Source organism: Staphylococcus roterodami, from assembly GCA_022493055.1.
GTDB lineage: Bacteria > Bacillota > Bacilli > Staphylococcales > Staphylococcaceae > Staphylococcus > Staphylococcus singaporensis.
The window spans coordinates 2,659,081-2,678,867 of record CP092781.1; the positions used below are offsets into that span (position 1 = coordinate 2,659,081).

Consider the following 19,787-nt stretch of genomic DNA (forward strand, 5'->3'; position numbering starts at 1 on the left):
CCATATCAAATGAATTTATTATCATTTTAGGTATCTACATTATTATTGTCAATATTATGAATTTTCTGATTAATAATGTATTAATCTTTATCACTCAAGTCTCGCGAATGCCACTCACTTAAAGTATAACGCCTATTAAGGTACGTATTCAATCGCGAACCCCAACAGGCGTTATTCAATGTTACATTAAACTTATCAATCGCATACATATTGCATTATGCCTTTTATGTTCCCGTATACTTTTCTCAACATTCTCTTAGACTATTCTCTTATATACCCTTATCAATATCTTTAATTATCTCATCTACAGTAATCTTCGCACTCGTTAAAACTATTGGAACGCCTGCCCCTGGATGCGTGCTTGCACCTGCAAAATATAAATCTTTATAGTTCTGAGATACATTTTGCGGACGATAATAATTACTTTGCGCTAAAGTTGGCATTAAACCAAATGCCGAACCATATTTTGCATGATATGTTTGCTCAAAATCATTCGGCGTAAAGATGGTTTCCGATATAATATGAGAACGTATATCTTCAAATACTTCAATTGTTGCTAATTTACGATAAATAACATCCTTTATTTCGTCTGTTAATGCTTCATCTGACCAATCGATTCCGCTACCTGTTTTAAGTTCTGGTGTTGGCATTAACACATAAATACCAGTTTTCCCTTCTGGTGCAAGAGATTTGTCAGCAACCGCAGGAACATAGACATAAATAGAAGGATCATGCGATAATCGTCCTTCAAATATTTCTTCAATGTTTCCTCTAAAATCATCTGAAAAAATGACATTATGTAGTCTAACTCGGTCTGTAACATCAATATCTATACCGATATACATTAAAAATGCTGAACAAGAGTAATCTAACTTTGCAATTTTATGAGGTGGATATTTTTTTACAGGTGCAAAATCTGGCATTAATGATTCCGCAGCATAAGGAAAATCAGCCGTGCATAAAATTTTGTCGAATCTTTGTATGTCACCATTCACTTTTATAGCATCTGCACGTTTAAATTTAGGATCAATGATAATTTGTTCAATTTCTGCATCAAGTTCTATATGAACACCTAAATCTTTATTCAATTGGGCTAGCCCTTGAGCCATGCCGTACATACCGCCTTTAATAAAATGCACACCAAACATCATTTCAATCATAGGTATAATCGAATATAGTGATGGACCACGTTTGGGGTCAATTCCAATGTACAGTGTTTGAAAGGCTAACAGTTTTTGTATTTTTTCATTATCAATGTACTGCTCAATTAATTGATCTGCATGATTTAGAGTTTTTAATTTAGCTCCTTGTATTAGAGACGTCATATTATAAAAATCACTAGGTTTGCGATACGTTCTTTCTAAGAAATAGCGACGTGCAATTTCATACTTTTTATACACGTCAGTTAAAAAGGACATAAACCCGTGTGTAGAACCAGGTTCTATACTTTCTAGCATCTGTTGAAGTTCCGCTAAATCTGTTGGCACTGTAATACGATCATCACGATCAAAATACACATCGTAAATATAGCGTAATTGCTTCAATTCAATATAATCTTCATAATTTTTACCACACGCTGTAAAAACATCTTTATATACATCTGGCATCATGACAATTGTAGGCCCCATATCAAATCTAAACCCATCTTTCTTCAACTGATTCATCCGTCCGCCTACATGGCTATTTTTTTCGAAGATAGTCACTTCATTCCCTTGAGAAGCAATACGTGCTGCCGCTGCTAATCCTGTGACACCTGCACCGATAACTGCAATTTTCATTATTCAACCACCTATACTTTATGATATTTACTATTTATTTCATGAAATAAATCTGCCTTTTTCTTTTTATCGACAAAAACACGATCATGTAATGTATAGTTTGCTTGTCGTACTTCATCTAATATTTCAATATATATACGCGCTGCTAATTCTATGATTGGTTGTGCCTCTATACTAAATACTTTAATTTGATCCATCACATCTTGGAAGTCTTTTTCTGCTATAGCTGCATAATATTCCCATAAGGCAATATAACGTTCATCAATACCCTTATGATATACTTCTGCAATATCAACTTCATATTGATTCAATCGCTGTTTACTAAAATAGATACGTTCATTTTCTAAATCTTCACCAACATCTCTTAATATATTAATTAGCTGCAGCGACTCCCCAAGTCTTCTAGCGACATCATATGTCTGTTGTGTTGTACAATCACTTAAAATAGGTGTTAATACTTCACCGACTGTACCAGCAACACCATAACAATATTCGAATAATTCAGTGTCCGTTTCAAACATTGTAAAATGTTGGTCCTTATACACCGTGTCGATTAAATTGTAAAAGGATTGAAAAGCAATTTGATTGTGCTGTGCAACATACTGAAGTGCTAACATGATACGACGATCACTTTGAAAGTGATGATGCTCCAAAGGGTGTTTCTCGATAATTTGTATGTCTTCTTTTATTTGATTTAAAAATTGAATATCACCATAAACGTCAATACTGTCATCAATCTTTCGACATACAGCATAAATTGCCCAAACCGCTTTTCTTTGATTCTTTGGTAATAAATCAAATGCATATGAAAAGCTTTTTGAATGTTTCTTCATGATTTTATGACAATACTTAAAATTCATATCCATCATTGTCATATTAATCCTCCTAAATAGTTATGCCATCATTTAAACTTATTTTTCTTTTGTTAATTGATATTGACGACCTTTCCACTCAACTACACCGTTAAAATGTGTTTGTTTCCAAGACTTAATGAAAGTTTTAATGAAAAATAGAAACAATAACGGATGACATAGCATTAATAAATTAGAAAATCGCCCGACTCTTCGATGCAGATAAATAAATTGTGTAGTATAGCTCAAGTAAAGTGTCAACATTTTCCCTACAGACATTTGGCGATACTTTAAACTAAGGCATAGTCCTATAATGCTCGCAATAGAACCAAGCAACCACAAAACAATTGTTGTCATAATCATAGGTTTAGTTCCACTAGCACCAGTTGATAAATGCTTCGTCCAACCTTCTTGTAATGACTTGAATCCTTCTTGGTACATACGGAATGCGACAAATGGAAACCCTTCATAAACTGTTACGGGCAATGATTGAGAAGCATATGCATTTCCTAAAGCAAATCCTTCAATAATATGCTGGTTGGCATTTTTATGACCGTCAGTTGTGTAATAATCCGTTTTATTTGTTAATGTCACAGGACCAAACGCATGCTGGTTAGTCTGACCGTCGTCTAAAGTAGAAAATACATTCATACCAACAACAGTCATTAAATTAAATATCGCTGAAAATCCTTCATAGCAGCGCTTTGTTATATGATAAGGCTGTACACTTAACAACCCTTTTTCATTTTGTAATTGATACTGATAAATCAACGTTTCAACAGCATCTTCCCTTAAAAACGTCACATCAGCATCTACAAAAGCAATAAGTTCCGTACAAGAATAAGTCACACCTTGATAACAGGCATGGGATTTTCCATACCACTTTCCGCCAGTATCATCAATAACATCATATACTCTAGCACCATAAGAACTTGCTATATTTGCAGTTTGATCTGTAGAACCATCATTCATAACAATAATATCTACAGGAACGTGCTGTTGTTGTATAGAATCTAGTAAATGACCTATTCTATTTGCTTCATTTCTAGCCGGAATAATAATTGTTAATGCTTTATGATTGAAGTTCAGCGTTTTTGCCTTTAGCTGATGTCGACGATTAAACATCAATGCACCACACGCCATAGACATGGTCACTATTACTGTTAATATTCGTGATAACCATTTCATAGATATCACTTCCTATTCTTCGCTTCTCGAGCGTTTATTTTGTCTGCTACTTGCTGTCCACTTAAGGTAACCATTGGCATACCACCGCCGGGATTTACTGAACCACCTACAAAGTATAAGTTTTCAAAATACTGGCTTTCTTTAGGAAATTTAAAGCCTTTATTTTTATTTTTATCTGCAACAACACCATATATTGCACCACGATTTGAACGATAATTTTTTTCGATATCTTCTGGCGTCCAGACATCTTCATAAATAATATGCTTTCTTAAGTCAGTGAGCCCCATTTTTTCTAATTTATCCAAAATTTTAGTCCTAAACTTCGCATAATCTTTAGTTGTAAAAGGTTGATCTTGAATATATGGAATATGCGGTAATACTTTTATATTTTCATATCCTACTGGCGCTTGTGTGTCATCAGTTTTATTCGTATTCACTAGATAAATAGTTGGATCATCTGGCAATACCTTATCATGAAATACTTGCTGATAATTGTGCTGAGCATTTTCCGAGAAAAAGAAATTATGATGTGATAATTGAGGATATTGACGATCAACACCTAAATGCATCACATAACCTGAACTTGCTGGTTCAAATTCATACTCTAATTTATTTAATCGTTGTGCATCAAGGTGAAGTAAATATTTATACGTAGGTATGACTTCCATATTCGAAATAATATAATCTGCCCTCACAAACTCACCTGTATGTAACCTGACTCCAGTAGCGCGTCCATGATACGTTTTAATATTGTCCACACGTGTACCTGTATGAATTGTGACGCCTTCTTCACGGGCTAGCCTTTCTAAAGCATTAGCTAAATGATGGATACCACCTTCTACATACCAAAGCCCTTGCTCTTGTTGCATATGGAACAACATAGATAATACGGCAGGTGCATCGTATGATGAAGAACCTACATATTTAATAAAATAACCTAACATCTGTCGTAAGTACGGGTTTGAGATACGCTTGTCTATGGCCTGTTGCATAGTATGGGCATAATCATAATTAATAAGTGCAGTGACGGGTCCATGATATTTAATAATTTGAGAAAGTGTATCTAAACCACGCTTAAAATATCCTTCTTCAGTGATACGATCTATTTGCTTTGTGTAATTCAAATAATTTTGCAGTTCCTCTATATCCTTTTTAGACAATATCGCATTATGCTGACTTGTCTCTTTAATACCTTCATATAAATCAATGGTCGTTCCATCTGGGAAAAAGCTTCGCCATTGATGTGGCAATCTTTTGATAGTAACATAATCTGACATTTGCTTTTGACTATATTTGAATAAATTTTCAAAAATATAAGGCATCGTTAGAATCGACGGTCCTAAGTCAAAACCAAAGCCATGACTTTCATGACGATTTACCTTACCTCCAATATGATTATTTTGTTCATATAATGATACTGAATAACCACTTTGTGCCATTCGAATTGCTGCAGAAATTCCACCTAAACCGCCACCAATAACGATAATATGCTTAGTCATGACGCTCACCTCTTTGTTTTAATACGCGTAGTAGTTGCGTTAACCTCGGTCGATTATATCGTTGCACAATAATGATTGGAAAATTAGCTATGATTGCATAGAAAATATTTATATACCTTACTAAACGAGAGGCTTTATTGAATATTATGACTGGTAATATCGATATCCAATGAATCAATTCTGCCCGTTTGGTCTCGATAATCATTTTTTCTACTGAATAAATATTTATTTTCATCAAATGGCGCTGATCATATATATTTTGATTAAACTGATGACCATCTAAAATCTTATGCTTCCAGCTTTTTACATTGAACCAGTGTTGCCAAATCTGTCCTTCATTTTCAAAGTTAAATGATTTAAATATTATATGCCTCTGACGAAAGTACTTGTCAGGTATTTTTGTACCTAAATTAGCTATACTCATTTGGAAAATCAACCAATACAGACTACATAAAAACGCTATTTTGATATATTTTTTCATGATTTTCATTTAAAATGAATCACTCTCAATCATACTGAAATTGTATTAATTACCATTTATTACTAACTTCCCTAAAGATTAGCTAATAAACCGCTATCATTTAAAATTGAACAAAAAAAACGCCAACCTCCTCTTTTTAGAGAATATTGACGTCACTTAAATAAACTTTGACTAATGGATGAAGTTATATGAACCTGCTTGGCTTGCAGAAATAGTACGTGATGTTACGACACCTGCACCGTGACCATAGTTCATTTCAGAAACACGTACTGAACCATTGCTATTCACGGCCTCAACATAAGCTACATGTCCATAGTAACCTTGTGTTGTTTGCATGATTGCACCAGCTTTAGGAGTATTATTTACTGTATAACCCGATGCTGCAGCTGCACTAGCCCAATTATTGGCATTGCCCCATGTTGAACCAATTTTTCCACCAACACGATCAAATACATAATAAGTACATTGACCTGATGTGTATAAATTCCTTCCTGATGCATATCCATTTGATATTGAACGACCATTTGAAGATGGTGCTACTGTTGAAGTAACGTGAACGTTGTTACTTGTAGTGCTATAGCTTGCACCTGATCCACCAGTATGATAGTAATTTGAAGATGCTTGGTTATTATATGTGTAGTTGTTATATGAATAGTTACTGCTTTGATATGAACGATTATAGTTATTGTAGTTATTATAGCTATAATTATTATATGAATTATTGTAAGTATTATAGTTATTGTAGTAATACGTATTGTTTTGTTCTAATTGACTCGGATTCCAATTTCCCGTCCAAGTATAATGATAATTACCTTGAGCATCAATTGTGTACGTATAGCTGTATGATTGTGCATCATTAGGATTATACCCATTGTTATTTTGTTCTGCGGCTTGTGCGTCATGTCCTGCGAATGCAATAGTTGCAAGTCCTGCTGTAGCAATAGTAGCTGTAACGATTTTTTTCATAATTAAATATCCTCCCAATAATCAAAACACTCTATACATATAGTCATTAGCGACTCAATTATTTTAATTTTTTTATTTTTTAATCTGCAAATAATTATAACTTTTATAGTTTTGCGACATGACAAACTTTAACATAGATTATACGTCCTGTGTGCTTTGTTATCGTATTGTAACCTGTTCATAATAATGGCACTTTGACTGTAATATCCAAAGTAAAATGCCTACAATATTTTTAAAGACTGCCAATATAGGATTTGAGTAGCAAAAAAGCACTAAACTCATTGAAAAATACTTGCTTTTTACAACTAAATGTCATTAGCAATGTAATAATTTCAAAGTTTAGTGCTTTAAGTTATTTTTTATTTGTCGAGTGCGTTTCCATTGTTTTTACAATCAAATCTGTCAACGCTTTACTACCTGGATATTCCAAGTGAATACCATCATATGCAAAATACTCAGGATGACCTGCTGAAGCTTTATACCAATCCACTAGATGTACATTGGAACGCTTTTCAGCTACTTCGTAAATTAATTTATTTATTCTACCTTCATAATTTCTAGGTACTCTAATAGAAACTAGATAAATATCTGCTTTTCCAAAACTATCTAATAGTTCATTTAATTGATCTTTAGTAAAGTCACCATTTGTACCAAGTTCAACAACCACTTTTTGACCTTTTTTAGCATAGTCCTTATATTGTGATTTCACAATCGGTGTTGCATCAACAAGTTGTCTACCAACCTTACCATCAATTTGTGCATTTGGTATCTTCTTAGTAAAGACATTACCAATATCTACCATTACTGAATCCCCAATTAATAACGGAGATGACTTCGTGATATCCTCTTTACTATTAGCTTTTTGCTTATCATCTTGCTTAGCTTTATCTTTTTTATCTATTTTTTTCTTAGTTGTTTTAAATTCTGTTTTCTTCTCTTTTTTCTGCGTTTCATGTTGCTTACCTAACGCATCGAACTGTCCAGCTAACACCGTGATAGATGGAATCAATAATAAGATAACTAATACTGTTCTTATAAATTGACCTTTCTTTTTAGGTAAAAATGTAAATGCTTTAAATCCATTTTTACGTATTGGTGTTTCAATAAAGCGATAAGATATTTCAGCCATTAAAGCTGTTAATAAAATCTCTATAACATAAACATAAGCCGGTATTTGCCCTTGTACATAATAACTATTCATAAATACTATGATAGGATAATGCCATAAATATAAACTGTATGAACGTTTACCTATAATTAAAAATGGTTTCATGCTTAAAAATCTGGCAAATAAACTTGAAGGATGAACCGCAATCGCAATAATGAATAATGTTACGAAAGAAATAATATAAAATCCACCATTATATATCCATTGATCTTGGTCTCCAACGATAAAGAATAACGTCATCAGTACCGCAAAACCTGATATACCGATGATGTCTAATGAGGCAACAACCTTTTTAGAAATATCTTTTTTCAAAGCAAAAGGTGGCCATATAAAAGCTAAAATACATCCAAGTAATAACGTCTGCAATCGAGTATCTGTACCGAAATATACACGTGAATTATCTCCAGTGACTAAATGAATTACCATCATAAGTCCTAATGAAATAAGAGATACAACAAATAGTGTTTGAATGATATTTCTTGGTTTAAATCTATGTAATAAGAAAGTGATAACCAATGGGAAAAACAAGTAAAATTGTTCTTCGATGGCTAATGACCATAAATGTTTTAGTGGCTCAATAGCAAACTGGTTAAAATAGTCTACATTCTGTGAGATGTACCACCAGTTTGATACATAGAATATAGCAGCAATCGCATCTCGCTTCATCTGTATAATTAAATCTGGTTTGAATATTAGTGTAAACGTAAGTACTACACATATTAAAAACAATACTGCCGGAATTAATCGTTTTAATCTTCGTTTCCAAAACTCTAATAAATCAATTTTCTGTGTTCGATAATATTCACTAATTAACAAACTCGTTATTAAATACCCTGAAATAACGAAGAATGTATCTACCCCTAAGAATCCTCCACTTAACCACTGTGTATTCAGATGATAAATTAGAATCCCTATAACTGCGAATGCTCTTAACCCATCTAACCCTGGTAAGTATCGCGGGGAATACATTTTTTCTAAACGTTTAAAGTCTTTTGTATCCATGTTAATAAACGCCCCATTTATTTTTCTCTATTTTGTAGCATATCACAATATTTTTAAAAATAACATATAGTACTGATTTTTATTAATTGATTTAACCCTTAATTAACATGATTTTTAATTTTTTATTAAATAGCAAGCAATCCTTAGAATTAATTTTACAACTGCAAATCACTTAAAGATTAGTCATTTTTACTACATAACATAGATTATCATAGATTCTTAAATTTTTAACGAAATAACCGTCATTTTCATTATATTTTTACAAAAAAAGGTTCCTTTTATATTTTATTCATCCTACTTTTACACAATTATTTAAATATGCTATTCAAATTTTACTTTTTCAAAACTTCTATAAAGAATAAATTAACATGTATTGAAAACAAAGTGAAATGCAGCTTATCCTCTAATTTAAATCAAACGATATATCACGTCAGCCTTTATATTTAAACGCTATGTGCCACTTTTAAAATGAATATTACTAAGATTGTCATATCAATTATTCATTGATTCGAATTAATCTTTTAAATTTCTGTAATAAAACCTATTATCTACATCTAATTTAGGAAAACTACTTGGTAAATCTTCCTTATTAATTTCACGGAAGCCATTATTAGAATAAAAATACTGTGCACTAATAAATTTATCAATTGTTCCTAAATAAATGCTATCGATATTTTGTTCTTTACATGTCATTATAACTCTATCTAAAAGTTTTTTACCTATTTTTAAATTCCTGTAACTTTCATCAACAAACATTTTTTTAAGTGCAGACATATTATTATCTAGTCTAATCAAACCTATAGTACCAACAATATTTTGATGATTGTTTATTGCAAGCCAAAATTGACCTCCGCTATTCAAATAATTATGTTCGATGTTTTCCAAATCAGGTTGATCATTCCTATCAATATTTATATTAAATTCATTTTTTTGAATCGATAAAATAAATTCGATTAACTCTTCCTTATAAGAACTATTATATTCAATTATGTTTATAGCCATTTTTATCTCCTTTTTCATTTAATTTAATCATAAAATGCGCGTTTAGTTTGTATCTAGTGTACTCAATACAGCCTCAAATGAAGCTTCATTCCACTTGTCACTTAATAGAGACAAGTATTTTAGCAGTAATATAATAAATTTCACTAACTTCAATATCCACTTTTTAAGAAATGTATTTTTGATTAATAAAAAAACTCTCCCCAATTTCTATGGGAAGAGCTATATATTTAATGTCTAAACATTACTTTTATTAATTATGAAGGAATTAGAATCCCCAAGCGCTTAAACCTTGAGCGTTGTAAGCTTTAACAGCTGCGTTGATTTGTTGGTCAACAGTACCTGTTGGACCCCAACCTGGCATAGTTTGGAATAAACCTGAAGCACCTGATGGGTTGTAAGCATTTACTTGACCATTTGATTCACGAGCGATGATTGCAGCCCATGTAGAAGCTGAAACACCAGTACGTTGAGCCATGATTTGAGCTGCTGATGAACCAGTAGCACCTGCAGTATTACCATTGCTTAATCTCACTGAACTTGAAGTAGTTGAAGTGCTGTAGTTATGGTAAGTTGGAGCTGAAACAGCTGCAACGTTTGAGTTACTTGATTGTGCATTGTAGCTTACTGATTGTACATCTGAACCTTGGTTGTATGAAGTAGTGTAGTCTGCACCTGCAACGTTTGAGAAACCAGCAGTTTGACCATTAGCTGCTTCATAGCTCCATGACCATGTAGTACCATTTGAAGTAAAGTTATATTGGAAACCATCTTTTACAAAGTGGATGTCATATGCACCATCTTTGATTGGAGCTGCATTTAATTGATCTTGGTGATTGTGTGCTAAGTCAACTAAGTGTGCTTGATCAACGTTTACTTCAGCAGCGTGTGCTTCATGTCCTGTGCTTGCTGCGTAACCTGTTACACCTAATGCCACTGCTAATGATGATGCCATAATTGTCTTTTTCATAGTAAAAAATCCTCCAGTAATAATTGTAAGTTTATGTTTTTAGTAATTATATTTTGAATTTGAATGTCGTAGCGCAAGTTTAAAATGTCTTTTATTTCTTTCAACGGTAATCACTATATCATAAAAAAGCAGCTAGTAAATTACACTTCCATTACAAAACATTACAATATCGAGTGTGATTTGTAATGTTGAAATATGGTTGTTTTATACTGTAATGAGAAATATAACTCTTTTTGAATCTTATTTATTCTTGAAATAGCAAGAAAAACATAAGTTTTTTACTATATTTAGCTCAACTATTACAGCTTTCGTAATATTACAGATTGTATTTTTATTACATTGCTGTAATATTATTGACATCAAAAACAGTCATTTTTGATGAATCACATCCAATTAAAAAGCATTCAATAAGCATGATTTCACACATGTATTGAATGCTATTAATATTACGTATTCAAAATTTTATAATACACATCTTTTATTAAATTAAAGCCTTTCTTTTTCAAAAGACATATTTGATTTTAATCACGTGAGTAAATTTCTTCTATAATAAAAAGATTCTATTTCAATTTCCAAACTTATGATTTAAAAATCGCTCCATTTCACATAGATGGAACTGAAATTATCCCATAAATTTGAAAATATCATTTGTATACAGACGAAATACTTTTCTATAAACGATATCCGCAACCCACGCTGTAAGGAATGGTACTACAAAGAATGCAACTACAATGAGCAATACACTTAACCACGCTGAATCAACATGCATGAATTTAAACGCATTGATTGGCCCAACCATACCTATAAAACCAAAACCAGCAGATTCTTTCGTTCCATAAATACCAACAATTGCTGATACCAACCCTGAAACAATTGCAGTCGTTAATATTGGCAACATTAAAATTGGATATTTGACAATATTCGGTATCATCATTTTAACTCCACCAAAGAATACAGATAGTGGTACACCTAATCTATTCACTTTACTAGTTCCAATAATAAGAACGGCTTCAGTTGCTGAAATTCCAATTGAAGCAGATCCAGCAGCCAGTCCAGTAATACCTATTGCAAAAGCAATTGCTACCGTCGATAACGGCGATATAATAATAAGACTAAATACCATTGAAATTAAAATACTCATTATAATTGGTTGTAATTCTGTGAATCCATTTACCATATTACCAATGCCTGTTGTAATCATTCTAGTATATGGCAATATTAGAACACCTATAGCTCCTGAAATACCTCCAACTACTGTCGGAAAAACAATCAACGCCATACTACCGACACGATGTTGAATTAACAAAATAAATAGTACTGCTATAGCTGCTGTAATCATTGTATTTATCAGATCACCTATACCAGCAATAACCCAAGCACCATTTTTAAATTGCGCTGCCCCGCTTCCTACATATGCAGCACTAGATACTACTGCAATTGCTAATGGCGACAAATCAAATTTCATGGCAACCAATGCACCAATCAAAGCTGGTACTGTAAATTGAATTGCTACTACAACACCCAGTAATGTTTTAAAAATTGGATGATAATCCATAAAGTACTTAAAAATTTCTCCAAGTATAGCATTGGGAACTAAACCCGCAACAATACCTATAGCGACACCCGATAAAACTCTAAATATAAAATCTTTTGGTGTAATTGTTTTAATTGATGTCATAATATCATCCTTCCACTTATGTATACGCATCTTTATGCAAAAATAATAAAGAGCCTTAAGTTATAAGCTACCACTAGCTTAAATTCTAAGATGTGCATGCCGATGTTGTTATATTTAGGCTAGCGATATCATCTATAACTCAAGACTATGAAAAATAGTATATCACAAAATTCTGAATTTTTAGATAAGAATTTTGAAAATTTTTCAAACATATTGTTAAATACATTTTTATTTCCATTAATACTTCAAAAATGGCTATTACTATAGAAGAAAGTAGTATTAATCTTTATGAAATTAGCTCTATTTGTATTTATAGCTCCCCTCACTCTTCATAAAATCAATAACATTGACATTAATTTAAGATATACTGATAATAAAGTTAAAACAACAACTGTTAGATAGGTGACAAATGATGGAAAATAAATCGATAGATCCAAGAATTATAAGAACAAAACAATTGCTTGTAGATGCTTTTCAAAAAGTTTCTCGCGAAAAGAAATTATCACAAATTACCGTTAAGGATATTACTGATATCGCAACAGTTAATCGAGCAACTTTTTATGCTCACTTTACCGATAAAGAAGATATTTTAGATTACACATTATCGGTAACTATTTTAAAAGACCTCAATGATAATTTGAACATTTCAAACGTTATTAATGAAAAGGTACTACGCAATATTTTTATTTCGATTGCCAGTTATATGAAAGATGTTGAAAAGTCATGTGAGTTAAATAGCGAAGCATTTTGCCATAAAGCACACCAACGTATCAATAATGAGTTAGAAGATATTTTTGCCATCATGTTAGAAAACAGCTATCCAAAACACCAAAGAGATATCATTGTTAATAGCGCAAGTTTCTTAGCAGCTGGTGTATCGGGTTTAGCTCTACACTGGTTAAATACAAGTCAAGATTCAGCAGACGTTTTTATCGATAAAAACCTTCCGTTTTTAATTCATCATATTGCTCATTTTTAAAAGATAAAGATATATCGCGTCGCAGCATAATTTTACTTCAAAATTGTCATTAAGCATTTAAGCCAAATTCACCCCCTACTCAAAATAAATATATCTTCTCTCAACAAATAAGCAGCACAAAGATATACCTTACATACAACATCATAAATGTACGACGCTTGTCTACGCGCATATAGATTTTAAACAACCTCTATATTAATCTATATACGCTCATGACAAGCGTTTTTGTGTATTTAAACAACACTTTCATCTAAACGTTGTCTAAGCAACAGATAAAGCGAGCATGTTTATTGGCAAATATTTGATATGGTAGTATAGTATATTTAAACAACAGATGTTGCATAGTTGATGAATGTTGTTTACCAAATCGAAAAGGAGGGATTGACGTGAGCGAGACAGACGAGCCTATGGGGTTTGAATACACACATGTACACATTCCATTAATGTATCAAAGTGATAGTAAATTGGCACTAACAATTGGCGATACAAAATTGAAGTTGAAAATGAAGCAAATAATGAAAACTATTGCGCATAGGGTACAACAAATTGTCTATCAATTGAAGTACAAAAATGATATAACTCAATTTAACGACGGTTTAATTAGAAGTCTTGTAGATGACTCTAAACTGTCTAATAATATGTTATTTACATTTGCGCAATTTAATAAGATGCCGTCTGACAAAATTAGTTTCTATGCTCAGCATCGTCATCCTTTCATAAGTATCAGCTCCCGGATATAACTTCAACTTTTCTTCAATTATCGAATTGATCATCGCTATATGTTGTATCTATTTATTAAAAAGTAATTTCAAATCCCTTAATTAAAGCTTGCAAATGTGCGCATATTAGCACAAAAAATATAACATGGATAAACGTATTGATTAATAAGAGATACTTTAAAAAAACTTTTTAAACTTATCAACCAACATTCTTAGGAGGAAATAACTATATGAAAATTTTAGATAGAATTAATGAACTTGCAAATAAAGAAAAAATACAGCCACTTACTGTAGCTGAAAAACAAGAGCAACATGCTTTGAGACAGGACTATTTGAGCATGATTAGAGGTCAAGTGTTAACAACATTCTCTACAATGAAAGTCGTTGATCCACTTGGTCAAGACGTTACGCCTGATAAAGTCTACGATTTACGTCAACAATATGGTCATATTCAAAACTAATTTTAATATCAAAAATAACTAGTTAACATTACAACAAAGCCCATACATGATGGATTCCACTAATGCATGTCATCAATATTTATGACAAATGCATATAGCTTAAAATTCCATTTATGTATGGGCTTATTTTATGACACCTATTAACGCTTAAATTAACAAACTAAAAAGTTGAAATGATGACCATCAATATCTTTGAACATCGCTCCATAAAAGCCTTGGCTTACAGTTGGTTCTTGAACAACTGTACCACCTGCTTCTTTCACTTTATTTACCAAACGATCTACTTCATCATTCGTTTTCACACCTAGCGAAATCATAACTTCATTTGGTTTCACATCAACACTTTGGTGACTTACCTTTTCAAAATGATTATTTTCAATTAAAATCACTGTTGTTTGACCTATTTGAATACCAATCATTTTATCTAACATTTGTGGATTTTTATTAATTTCAAAACCTAATGACCTATAAAATTGTTCACTCTTCTGTAAATCTGCAACATGCAAATTAAACCACATTGATTGAATCATCATCTCACTCCATCTATCTCATATTTAGAAACTTTGTTCTTTAAGCCACATATTTAAAGATAATTTAGTAGGATTGATTTCAGACATTAATTCAAAATCTACCTCATACCCTTTTTCTTCTAACCATTGTCTTTCTGCAGTACCACTAACAAATTCCCCTTCAATTACAGTTGGTTTGCCCGTTATCTTACTAAAAATCGTTCCTACTTCAGTTAATGTCAGTTCATCCGAACCGATTTCTAATGATTTATGGTTAAATTGATTCGGGTGTTCAAATAAATATGCAGCAATTTTAGCGATATCTTTAGCAGAAATCATAGTAAAATTAATATTTGGTTGAATGAATTCAGGTAATGTTATACGGTCCTCTTCAACATTTGCAATTCGTAAAAAATTATCCATGAAAAATGAGGGTTTAATAATTGTAGCATTTACATTCGAAGCCATTAATCTATTTTCTATTTCTGCTAACGTTTCAAAATGCGGTCCTGTTCGATTACGATTAACTCCCCCTGCAGTACTGTAAACAATGTGTTGAAGCTTTTCTTCTTCTGCCACCTCAATTAACATTGTACCTTGTCTTAGTTCTTCATCAATATCGTCTTTAATGATTGGTTGAATACTGTATAGACCGTATTTTCCCTTCATCGCAGCCTTTAAACTAAGACGATTACTTAAATCGCCTTCAACGATTGTTAAGTGAGGATGTTCTATATTTGAAAGTTTACGATTATTCTTATTTCTTGTTAATGCACTTACATGCCACCCGTCTTCTAACAACTGTTTCACAACGGCATTGCCTTGTTTACCTGTAGCACCTATAACTAATATTTCTTTCACGTTTATCTATACTCCCCTGTTTATCTTAAGAACCAATAATCTTCTTTTTCACCTTTTAAATACGTATAGGGTTCTGGTGTTTGTCCGTTTTCCTTAATGTTGTTATTAATCACATCTCTAACATCCCATACTAAATGAATAAAACTTTGTAATTGGTTACCAAAAACACCCAATGGCGCCTTCATTTGCAATACTTTTTCCACTTTGTCTGTTTTAATATCTAACTTTGTTGCTATATCTTGGACAGTTAATGTCGAAGCTTTAAAATGTGCTTCTAATTCTTCTTGCGTTATGCGACGTTGCTCTTTATTTAATGACAAATTCCTCACTCTTTTCTTCAGAATGTATTCTTACATTGCATATAAATTGCTATCCTTTTAATCACGACTTATAATAAACGGAGTGTTATCCGTTTGTCAATTTTAACTATTCAAGAAGGTGAAATAATGCGCAAAGACGCTCAAGAAAACAGACAGCGAATCGAAGAATTAGCACATAAGCTTTTTAGCGAAGAGGGTGTCGAAAATATTAGTATGAATCGAATAGCCAAAGAATTAGGTATAGGTATGGGAACACTCTATCGACACTTCAAAGATAAAAGTGATTTATGCTTTTATGTTATTCAAAGAGATCTCGATGTTTTTATGAAACAATTTAAACAAATTAAAGATACCTACCATTCTAAATATGAAGTTATGAAAGCATCGCTTGATATGCTTTTGCAATTCAAATTGGACAATAAAGCATTGTTGCATTGTATAGAAGCTGGAAACAATAAATTACGTTTTTACCAAAGTGCATTCTATCAACAATTATTCAATTTTTATCATGAATTACTAAAGAGTGATGATGCCAAATTTTCAAGATTCAAAACAGATATGCTATTACAATCCTTATCAACACGCGAATTTGGATTCCAAATAGAATATCGTCATATTTCAATTGAAATGTATCGAAATTATTTATTAAACATATACTTAGATGAGGTGGAACGTAATGACTAAAATTGTATTAATTACAGGTGGAAATAAAGGATTAGGATATGAAAGTGCAAAAGCACTCAAAGCGTTGGGTTATAAAGTATACATTGGTTCACGTAACGATGAACGTGGTCAACAAGCTTCCCAAAAACTTGGTGTACATTACGTACAATTAGATGTTACAAGCGATTATTCAGTTAAAAACGCTTATAACATGATTGCTGGAAAAGAAGGACGTCTTGATATATTGATTAATAACGCTGGTATTTCAGGCCAATTTTCAGCACCTTCAGAATTAACACCTCGTGACGTTGAAGAAGTATATCAAACTAATGTGTTTGGTATCGTTCGAATGATGAATACATTCGTTCCTTTATTAGAAAAATCAGAACAACCTGTTGTTGTCAATGTATCAAGTGGTCTAGGTTCATTCGGAATGGTTACTAACCCAGAAACAGCTGAATATAAAGTTAATTCATTAGCTTATTGCTCATCAAAATCAGCAGTCACAATGTTGACTTTACAATATGCCAAAGGGTTACCAAATATGCAGATCAATGCTGCAGATCCTGGTGCTACAAACACTGATTTAGTTGGCGATTTCAGTAACAATGCTAAACATGTTTCTGAAGGTATTAAACCTATTATCCAATTAGCAACTATTGATGAAAATGGTCCAACTGGCACATTTATTAATGGTAACGGTGAAATGCCTTGGTAGATTGAACGATTGTTATAAAAATCTATCAAAGGGTATTGAAAAATGCTTTAGATATTTATATGCAATTATCATACAAAGCGCTGTGGAGGGGAAATAAATGAAAAGTATCACATTCGAAGAACATTATGTTATTGATGAAATCCAAAAAGAGACAATGAATGCAATCACAGCAGACCCTAATGGAGTACCTATGAAAGTGATGTTAGAAGGACTTGAGAAAAAAACTGGCTTTACAAATGCCGATGAATTATCCAATCATGATAAACGCATCCAATTCATGGATAATCAAAATGTTCAAATTCAAGTCGTATCTTATGGAAATGGATCTCCTTCAAATTTAGTTGGCCAGAAAGCAATTGAATTATGTCAAAAAGCCAATAATCAATTAGCAAACTACATTGCACAATATCCAGATCGTTTCGTAGGCTTTGCGACACTACCTATCAATGAGCCTGAAGCTGCAGCTCAAGAATTCGAACGCTGTGTAAATGAGTTGGGATTTAAAGGTGCGCTCATTATGGGGCGTACACAAGACGGTTTTCTTGATCAAGACAAATATGACGTTATCTTTAAAACAGCTGAAGCTTTAGAGGTACCAATTTATTTACATCCTGCCCCAGTTAATAGTGATATTTATCAATCTTATTATAAAGGTAATTACCCTGCAGTAACTGCGGCAACATTTGCTTGCTTTGGCTATGGTTGGCATATTGATGTTGGTATCCATGCAATACATTTAGTGTTATCTGGTATTTTTGACCGTTACCCTAAATTAAATATCATCATTGGGCATTGGGGTGAATTTATCCCATTCTTCATAGAACGTATGGATGAAGCTTTACTTGCTGATCACTTAAATCACCCTATCAGCTATTATTTTAAAAACAACTTTTATATCACACCGAGTGGTATGTTAACAAAACCGCAGTTTGATCTAGTAAAAAAAGAAGTAGGTATTGATAGAATTCTTTATGCTGCTGATTATCCATATATCGAACCTGAGAAATTAGGTTTATTTTTAGATGAACTTTGTTTAACAGATGAAGAAAAAGAGAAAATAAGTTATACAAATGGTGCTAAATTATTAGGTTTATCATCTAACAATTAACAAATGGAGGTCATTGATATGGAAACATTAGAATTACAAGGTGCTAAATTACGATACCACCAAGTTGGACAAGGTCCCGTGCTCATCCTTATACCGGGTGCAAACGGTACCGGAGACATTTTTCTACCTCTTGCAGAACAGTTAAAAAATCATTTTACTGTTGTAGCCGTTGATCGTCGTGATTATGGTGAAAGCGAGTTAACTGAACCACTTCCTGATTCAGCAGCAAGTCCTGATAGTGATTATCGCGTTAAACGTGATGCAAAAGACATTGCTGAACTTGCGAAGTCACTAAGTGATGAACCTGTGTATGTATTAGGCTCAAGCTCAGGTTCTATTGTTGCTATGCATGTATTAAAAGATTACCCTGAAGTCGTTAAAAAAATTGCTTTCCACGAACCACCTATCAATACCTTTTTACCGGATAGTACTTATTGGAAAGACAAAAATGATGAAATTGTGCATCAAATTTTGACAGCAGGATTAGAAAAAGGCATGAAAACTTTTGGTGAAACTTTAAACATTGCACCGATTGACGCAAAAATGATGTCTCAACCTGCCGACACAGAAGAAGGACGAAAAGAACAATATAAACGTACAATGTTCTGGTCAAAATTTGAAATTAGACAATATACGCATTCAGATATTACTTTGGATGATTTCACAAAATACAGCGATAAAATCACCCTACTAAATGGGACAGATTCTAGAGGGTCCTTCCCACAAGATGTTAACTTTTATATAAACAAAGAAACTGGCATACCTATTGTAGATATTCCAGGCGGTCACTTAGGTTATATTCAAAAACCTGAAGGCTTTGCTGAAGTATTGTTAAATATGTGGGGATAATCAATAGGTTCTCTGATAAA

Annotated in this window: 20 protein-coding genes and 1 pseudogene; 7 read left to right on the plus strand and 14 right to left on the minus strand. The window is 32.5% G+C overall.

What is annotated here, in order from left to right; genetic code table 11:
- Positions 1 to 269: 269 nt before the first annotated feature.
- The 11 genes and pseudogenes from ML436_13040 to ML436_13090 all read right to left on the minus strand — a co-directional run bounded on the left by ML436_13040 (position 270) and on the right by ML436_13090 (position 12,798).
- The gene (locus ML436_13040) at positions 270 to 1,778 is read right to left on the minus strand and encodes an NAD(P)/FAD-dependent oxidoreductase (GenBank protein UMT78032.1); all 1,509 of its coding nucleotides are present in this window, start codon (positions 1,776 to 1,778) and stop codon (positions 270 to 272) included.
- Positions 1,779 to 1,789: 11 nt separating this feature from the next.
- Positions 1,790 to 2,653 carry a phytoene/squalene synthase family protein gene (locus tag ML436_13045; protein ID UMT78033.1) on the minus strand — a complete coding sequence of 288 codons (864 nt, stop codon included), beginning with the start codon at positions 2,651 to 2,653 and terminating at the stop codon, positions 1,790 to 1,792.
- 36 nt (positions 2,654 to 2,689) lie between these two features.
- On the minus strand, positions 2,690 to 3,817 hold the full coding sequence (gene crtQ, locus ML436_13050; GenBank protein UMT78034.1) for a 4,4'-diaponeurosporenoate glycosyltransferase: 1,128 nt from the start codon (positions 3,815 to 3,817) through the stop codon (positions 2,690 to 2,692).
- Between the two features lie 5 nt (positions 3,818 to 3,822).
- Entirely contained in the window at positions 3,823 to 5,316 is a 1,494-nt protein-coding gene (locus tag ML436_13055; GenBank protein ID UMT78035.1) for an NAD(P)/FAD-dependent oxidoreductase, read from the minus strand.
- Complete coding sequence (locus tag ML436_13060; protein UMT79524.1) at positions 5,309 to 5,797, minus strand: glycosyl-4,4'-diaponeurosporenoate acyltransferase; 489 nt, start codon at positions 5,795 to 5,797, stop codon at positions 5,309 to 5,311. The genes ML436_13055 and ML436_13060 overlap by 8 nt, the downstream gene beginning before the upstream one ends.
- A gap of 171 nt (positions 5,798 to 5,968) precedes the next feature.
- Positions 5,969 to 6,763 (minus strand): CHAP domain-containing protein, encoded by a 795-nt coding sequence (locus ML436_13065; GenBank protein UMT78036.1) that lies wholly within the window; start codon positions 6,761 to 6,763, stop codon positions 5,969 to 5,971.
- Positions 6,764 to 7,115: 352 nt separating this feature from the next.
- A complete protein-coding gene (locus tag ML436_13070) occupies positions 7,116 to 8,933 on the minus strand; it encodes an acetyltransferase (protein ID UMT78037.1) in 1,818 nt (605 codons plus the stop codon).
- 513 nt (positions 8,934 to 9,446) lie between these two features.
- Positions 9,447 to 9,935 carry a GNAT family N-acetyltransferase gene (locus ML436_13075; protein UMT78038.1) on the minus strand — a complete coding sequence of 163 codons (489 nt, stop codon included), beginning with the start codon at positions 9,933 to 9,935 and terminating at the stop codon, positions 9,447 to 9,449.
- 265 nt (positions 9,936 to 10,200) lie between these two features.
- Positions 10,201 to 10,902, minus strand: coding sequence for a lytic transglycosylase IsaA (gene isaA / locus ML436_13080; GenBank protein UMT78039.1), 702 nt, complete (start codon positions 10,900 to 10,902; stop codon positions 10,201 to 10,203).
- 622 nt (positions 10,903 to 11,524) lie between these two features.
- On the minus strand, positions 11,525 to 12,580 hold the full coding sequence (locus ML436_13085) for a PTS transporter subunit IIC (protein ID UMT78040.1): 1,056 nt from the start codon (positions 12,578 to 12,580) through the stop codon (positions 11,525 to 11,527).
- A gap of 128 nt (positions 12,581 to 12,708) precedes the next feature.
- Positions 12,709 to 12,798 (minus strand): annotated as a pseudogene (locus ML436_13090) (hypothetical protein).
- Positions 12,799 to 12,989: 191 nt separating this feature from the next.
- On the opposite strand from ML436_13090, the gene ML436_13095 reads away from it, so the two are divergent.
- From ML436_13095 to ML436_13105, 3 genes are all read left to right on the plus strand, one after another.
- Complete coding sequence (locus ML436_13095; protein ID UMT78041.1) at positions 12,990 to 13,559, plus strand: TetR/AcrR family transcriptional regulator; 570 nt, start codon at positions 12,990 to 12,992, stop codon at positions 13,557 to 13,559.
- 386 nt (positions 13,560 to 13,945) lie between these two features.
- A complete protein-coding gene (locus ML436_13100; GenBank protein ID UMT78042.1) occupies positions 13,946 to 14,299 on the plus strand; it encodes a hypothetical protein in 354 nt (117 codons plus the stop codon).
- 209 nt (positions 14,300 to 14,508) lie between these two features.
- The gene (locus ML436_13105; protein UMT78043.1) at positions 14,509 to 14,739 is read left to right on the plus strand and encodes a DUF896 domain-containing protein; all 231 of its coding nucleotides are present in this window, start codon (positions 14,509 to 14,511) and stop codon (positions 14,737 to 14,739) included.
- 152 nt (positions 14,740 to 14,891) lie between these two features.
- Here the strand turns inward: ML436_13105 and ML436_13110 are convergent, their stop codons facing one another.
- From ML436_13110 to ML436_13120, 3 genes are read right to left on the minus strand one after another with little or no spacing between them, the layout of a single operon-like run.
- A complete protein-coding gene (locus ML436_13110) occupies positions 14,892 to 15,269 on the minus strand; it encodes a VOC family protein (protein ID UMT78044.1) in 378 nt (125 codons plus the stop codon).
- 24 nt (positions 15,270 to 15,293) lie between these two features.
- A complete protein-coding gene (locus ML436_13115) occupies positions 15,294 to 16,109 on the minus strand; it encodes an NmrA/HSCARG family protein (protein ID UMT78045.1) in 816 nt (271 codons plus the stop codon).
- Positions 16,110 to 16,129: 20 nt separating this feature from the next.
- Positions 16,130 to 16,429, minus strand: coding sequence for a DUF2316 family protein (locus ML436_13120; GenBank protein UMT78046.1), 300 nt, complete (start codon positions 16,427 to 16,429; stop codon positions 16,130 to 16,132).
- Between the two features lie 126 nt (positions 16,430 to 16,555).
- Here ML436_13120 and ML436_13125 point away from each other — a divergent pair, with 126 nt between their 5' ends.
- The 4 genes from ML436_13125 to ML436_13140 all read left to right on the plus strand — a co-directional run bounded on the left by ML436_13125 (position 16,556) and on the right by ML436_13140 (position 19,767).
- Positions 16,556 to 17,113, plus strand: a complete 558-nt coding sequence (locus ML436_13125) for a TetR/AcrR family transcriptional regulator (GenBank protein ID UMT79525.1) — start codon at positions 16,556 to 16,558, stop codon at positions 17,111 to 17,113.
- Positions 17,106 to 17,810: an SDR family NAD(P)-dependent oxidoreductase gene (locus ML436_13130; protein UMT78047.1), complete on the plus strand. Its 705-nt coding sequence runs from the start codon at positions 17,106 to 17,108 to the stop codon at positions 17,808 to 17,810. The genes ML436_13125 and ML436_13130 overlap by 8 nt, the downstream gene beginning before the upstream one ends.
- Before the next feature lie 97 nt (positions 17,811 to 17,907).
- Entirely contained in the window at positions 17,908 to 18,918 is a 1,011-nt protein-coding gene (locus tag ML436_13135) for an amidohydrolase family protein (protein UMT78048.1), read from the plus strand.
- Between the two features lie 18 nt (positions 18,919 to 18,936).
- A complete protein-coding gene (locus ML436_13140) occupies positions 18,937 to 19,767 on the plus strand; it encodes an alpha/beta hydrolase (GenBank protein UMT78049.1) in 831 nt (276 codons plus the stop codon).
- Positions 19,768 to 19,787: the final 20 nt, after the last annotated feature.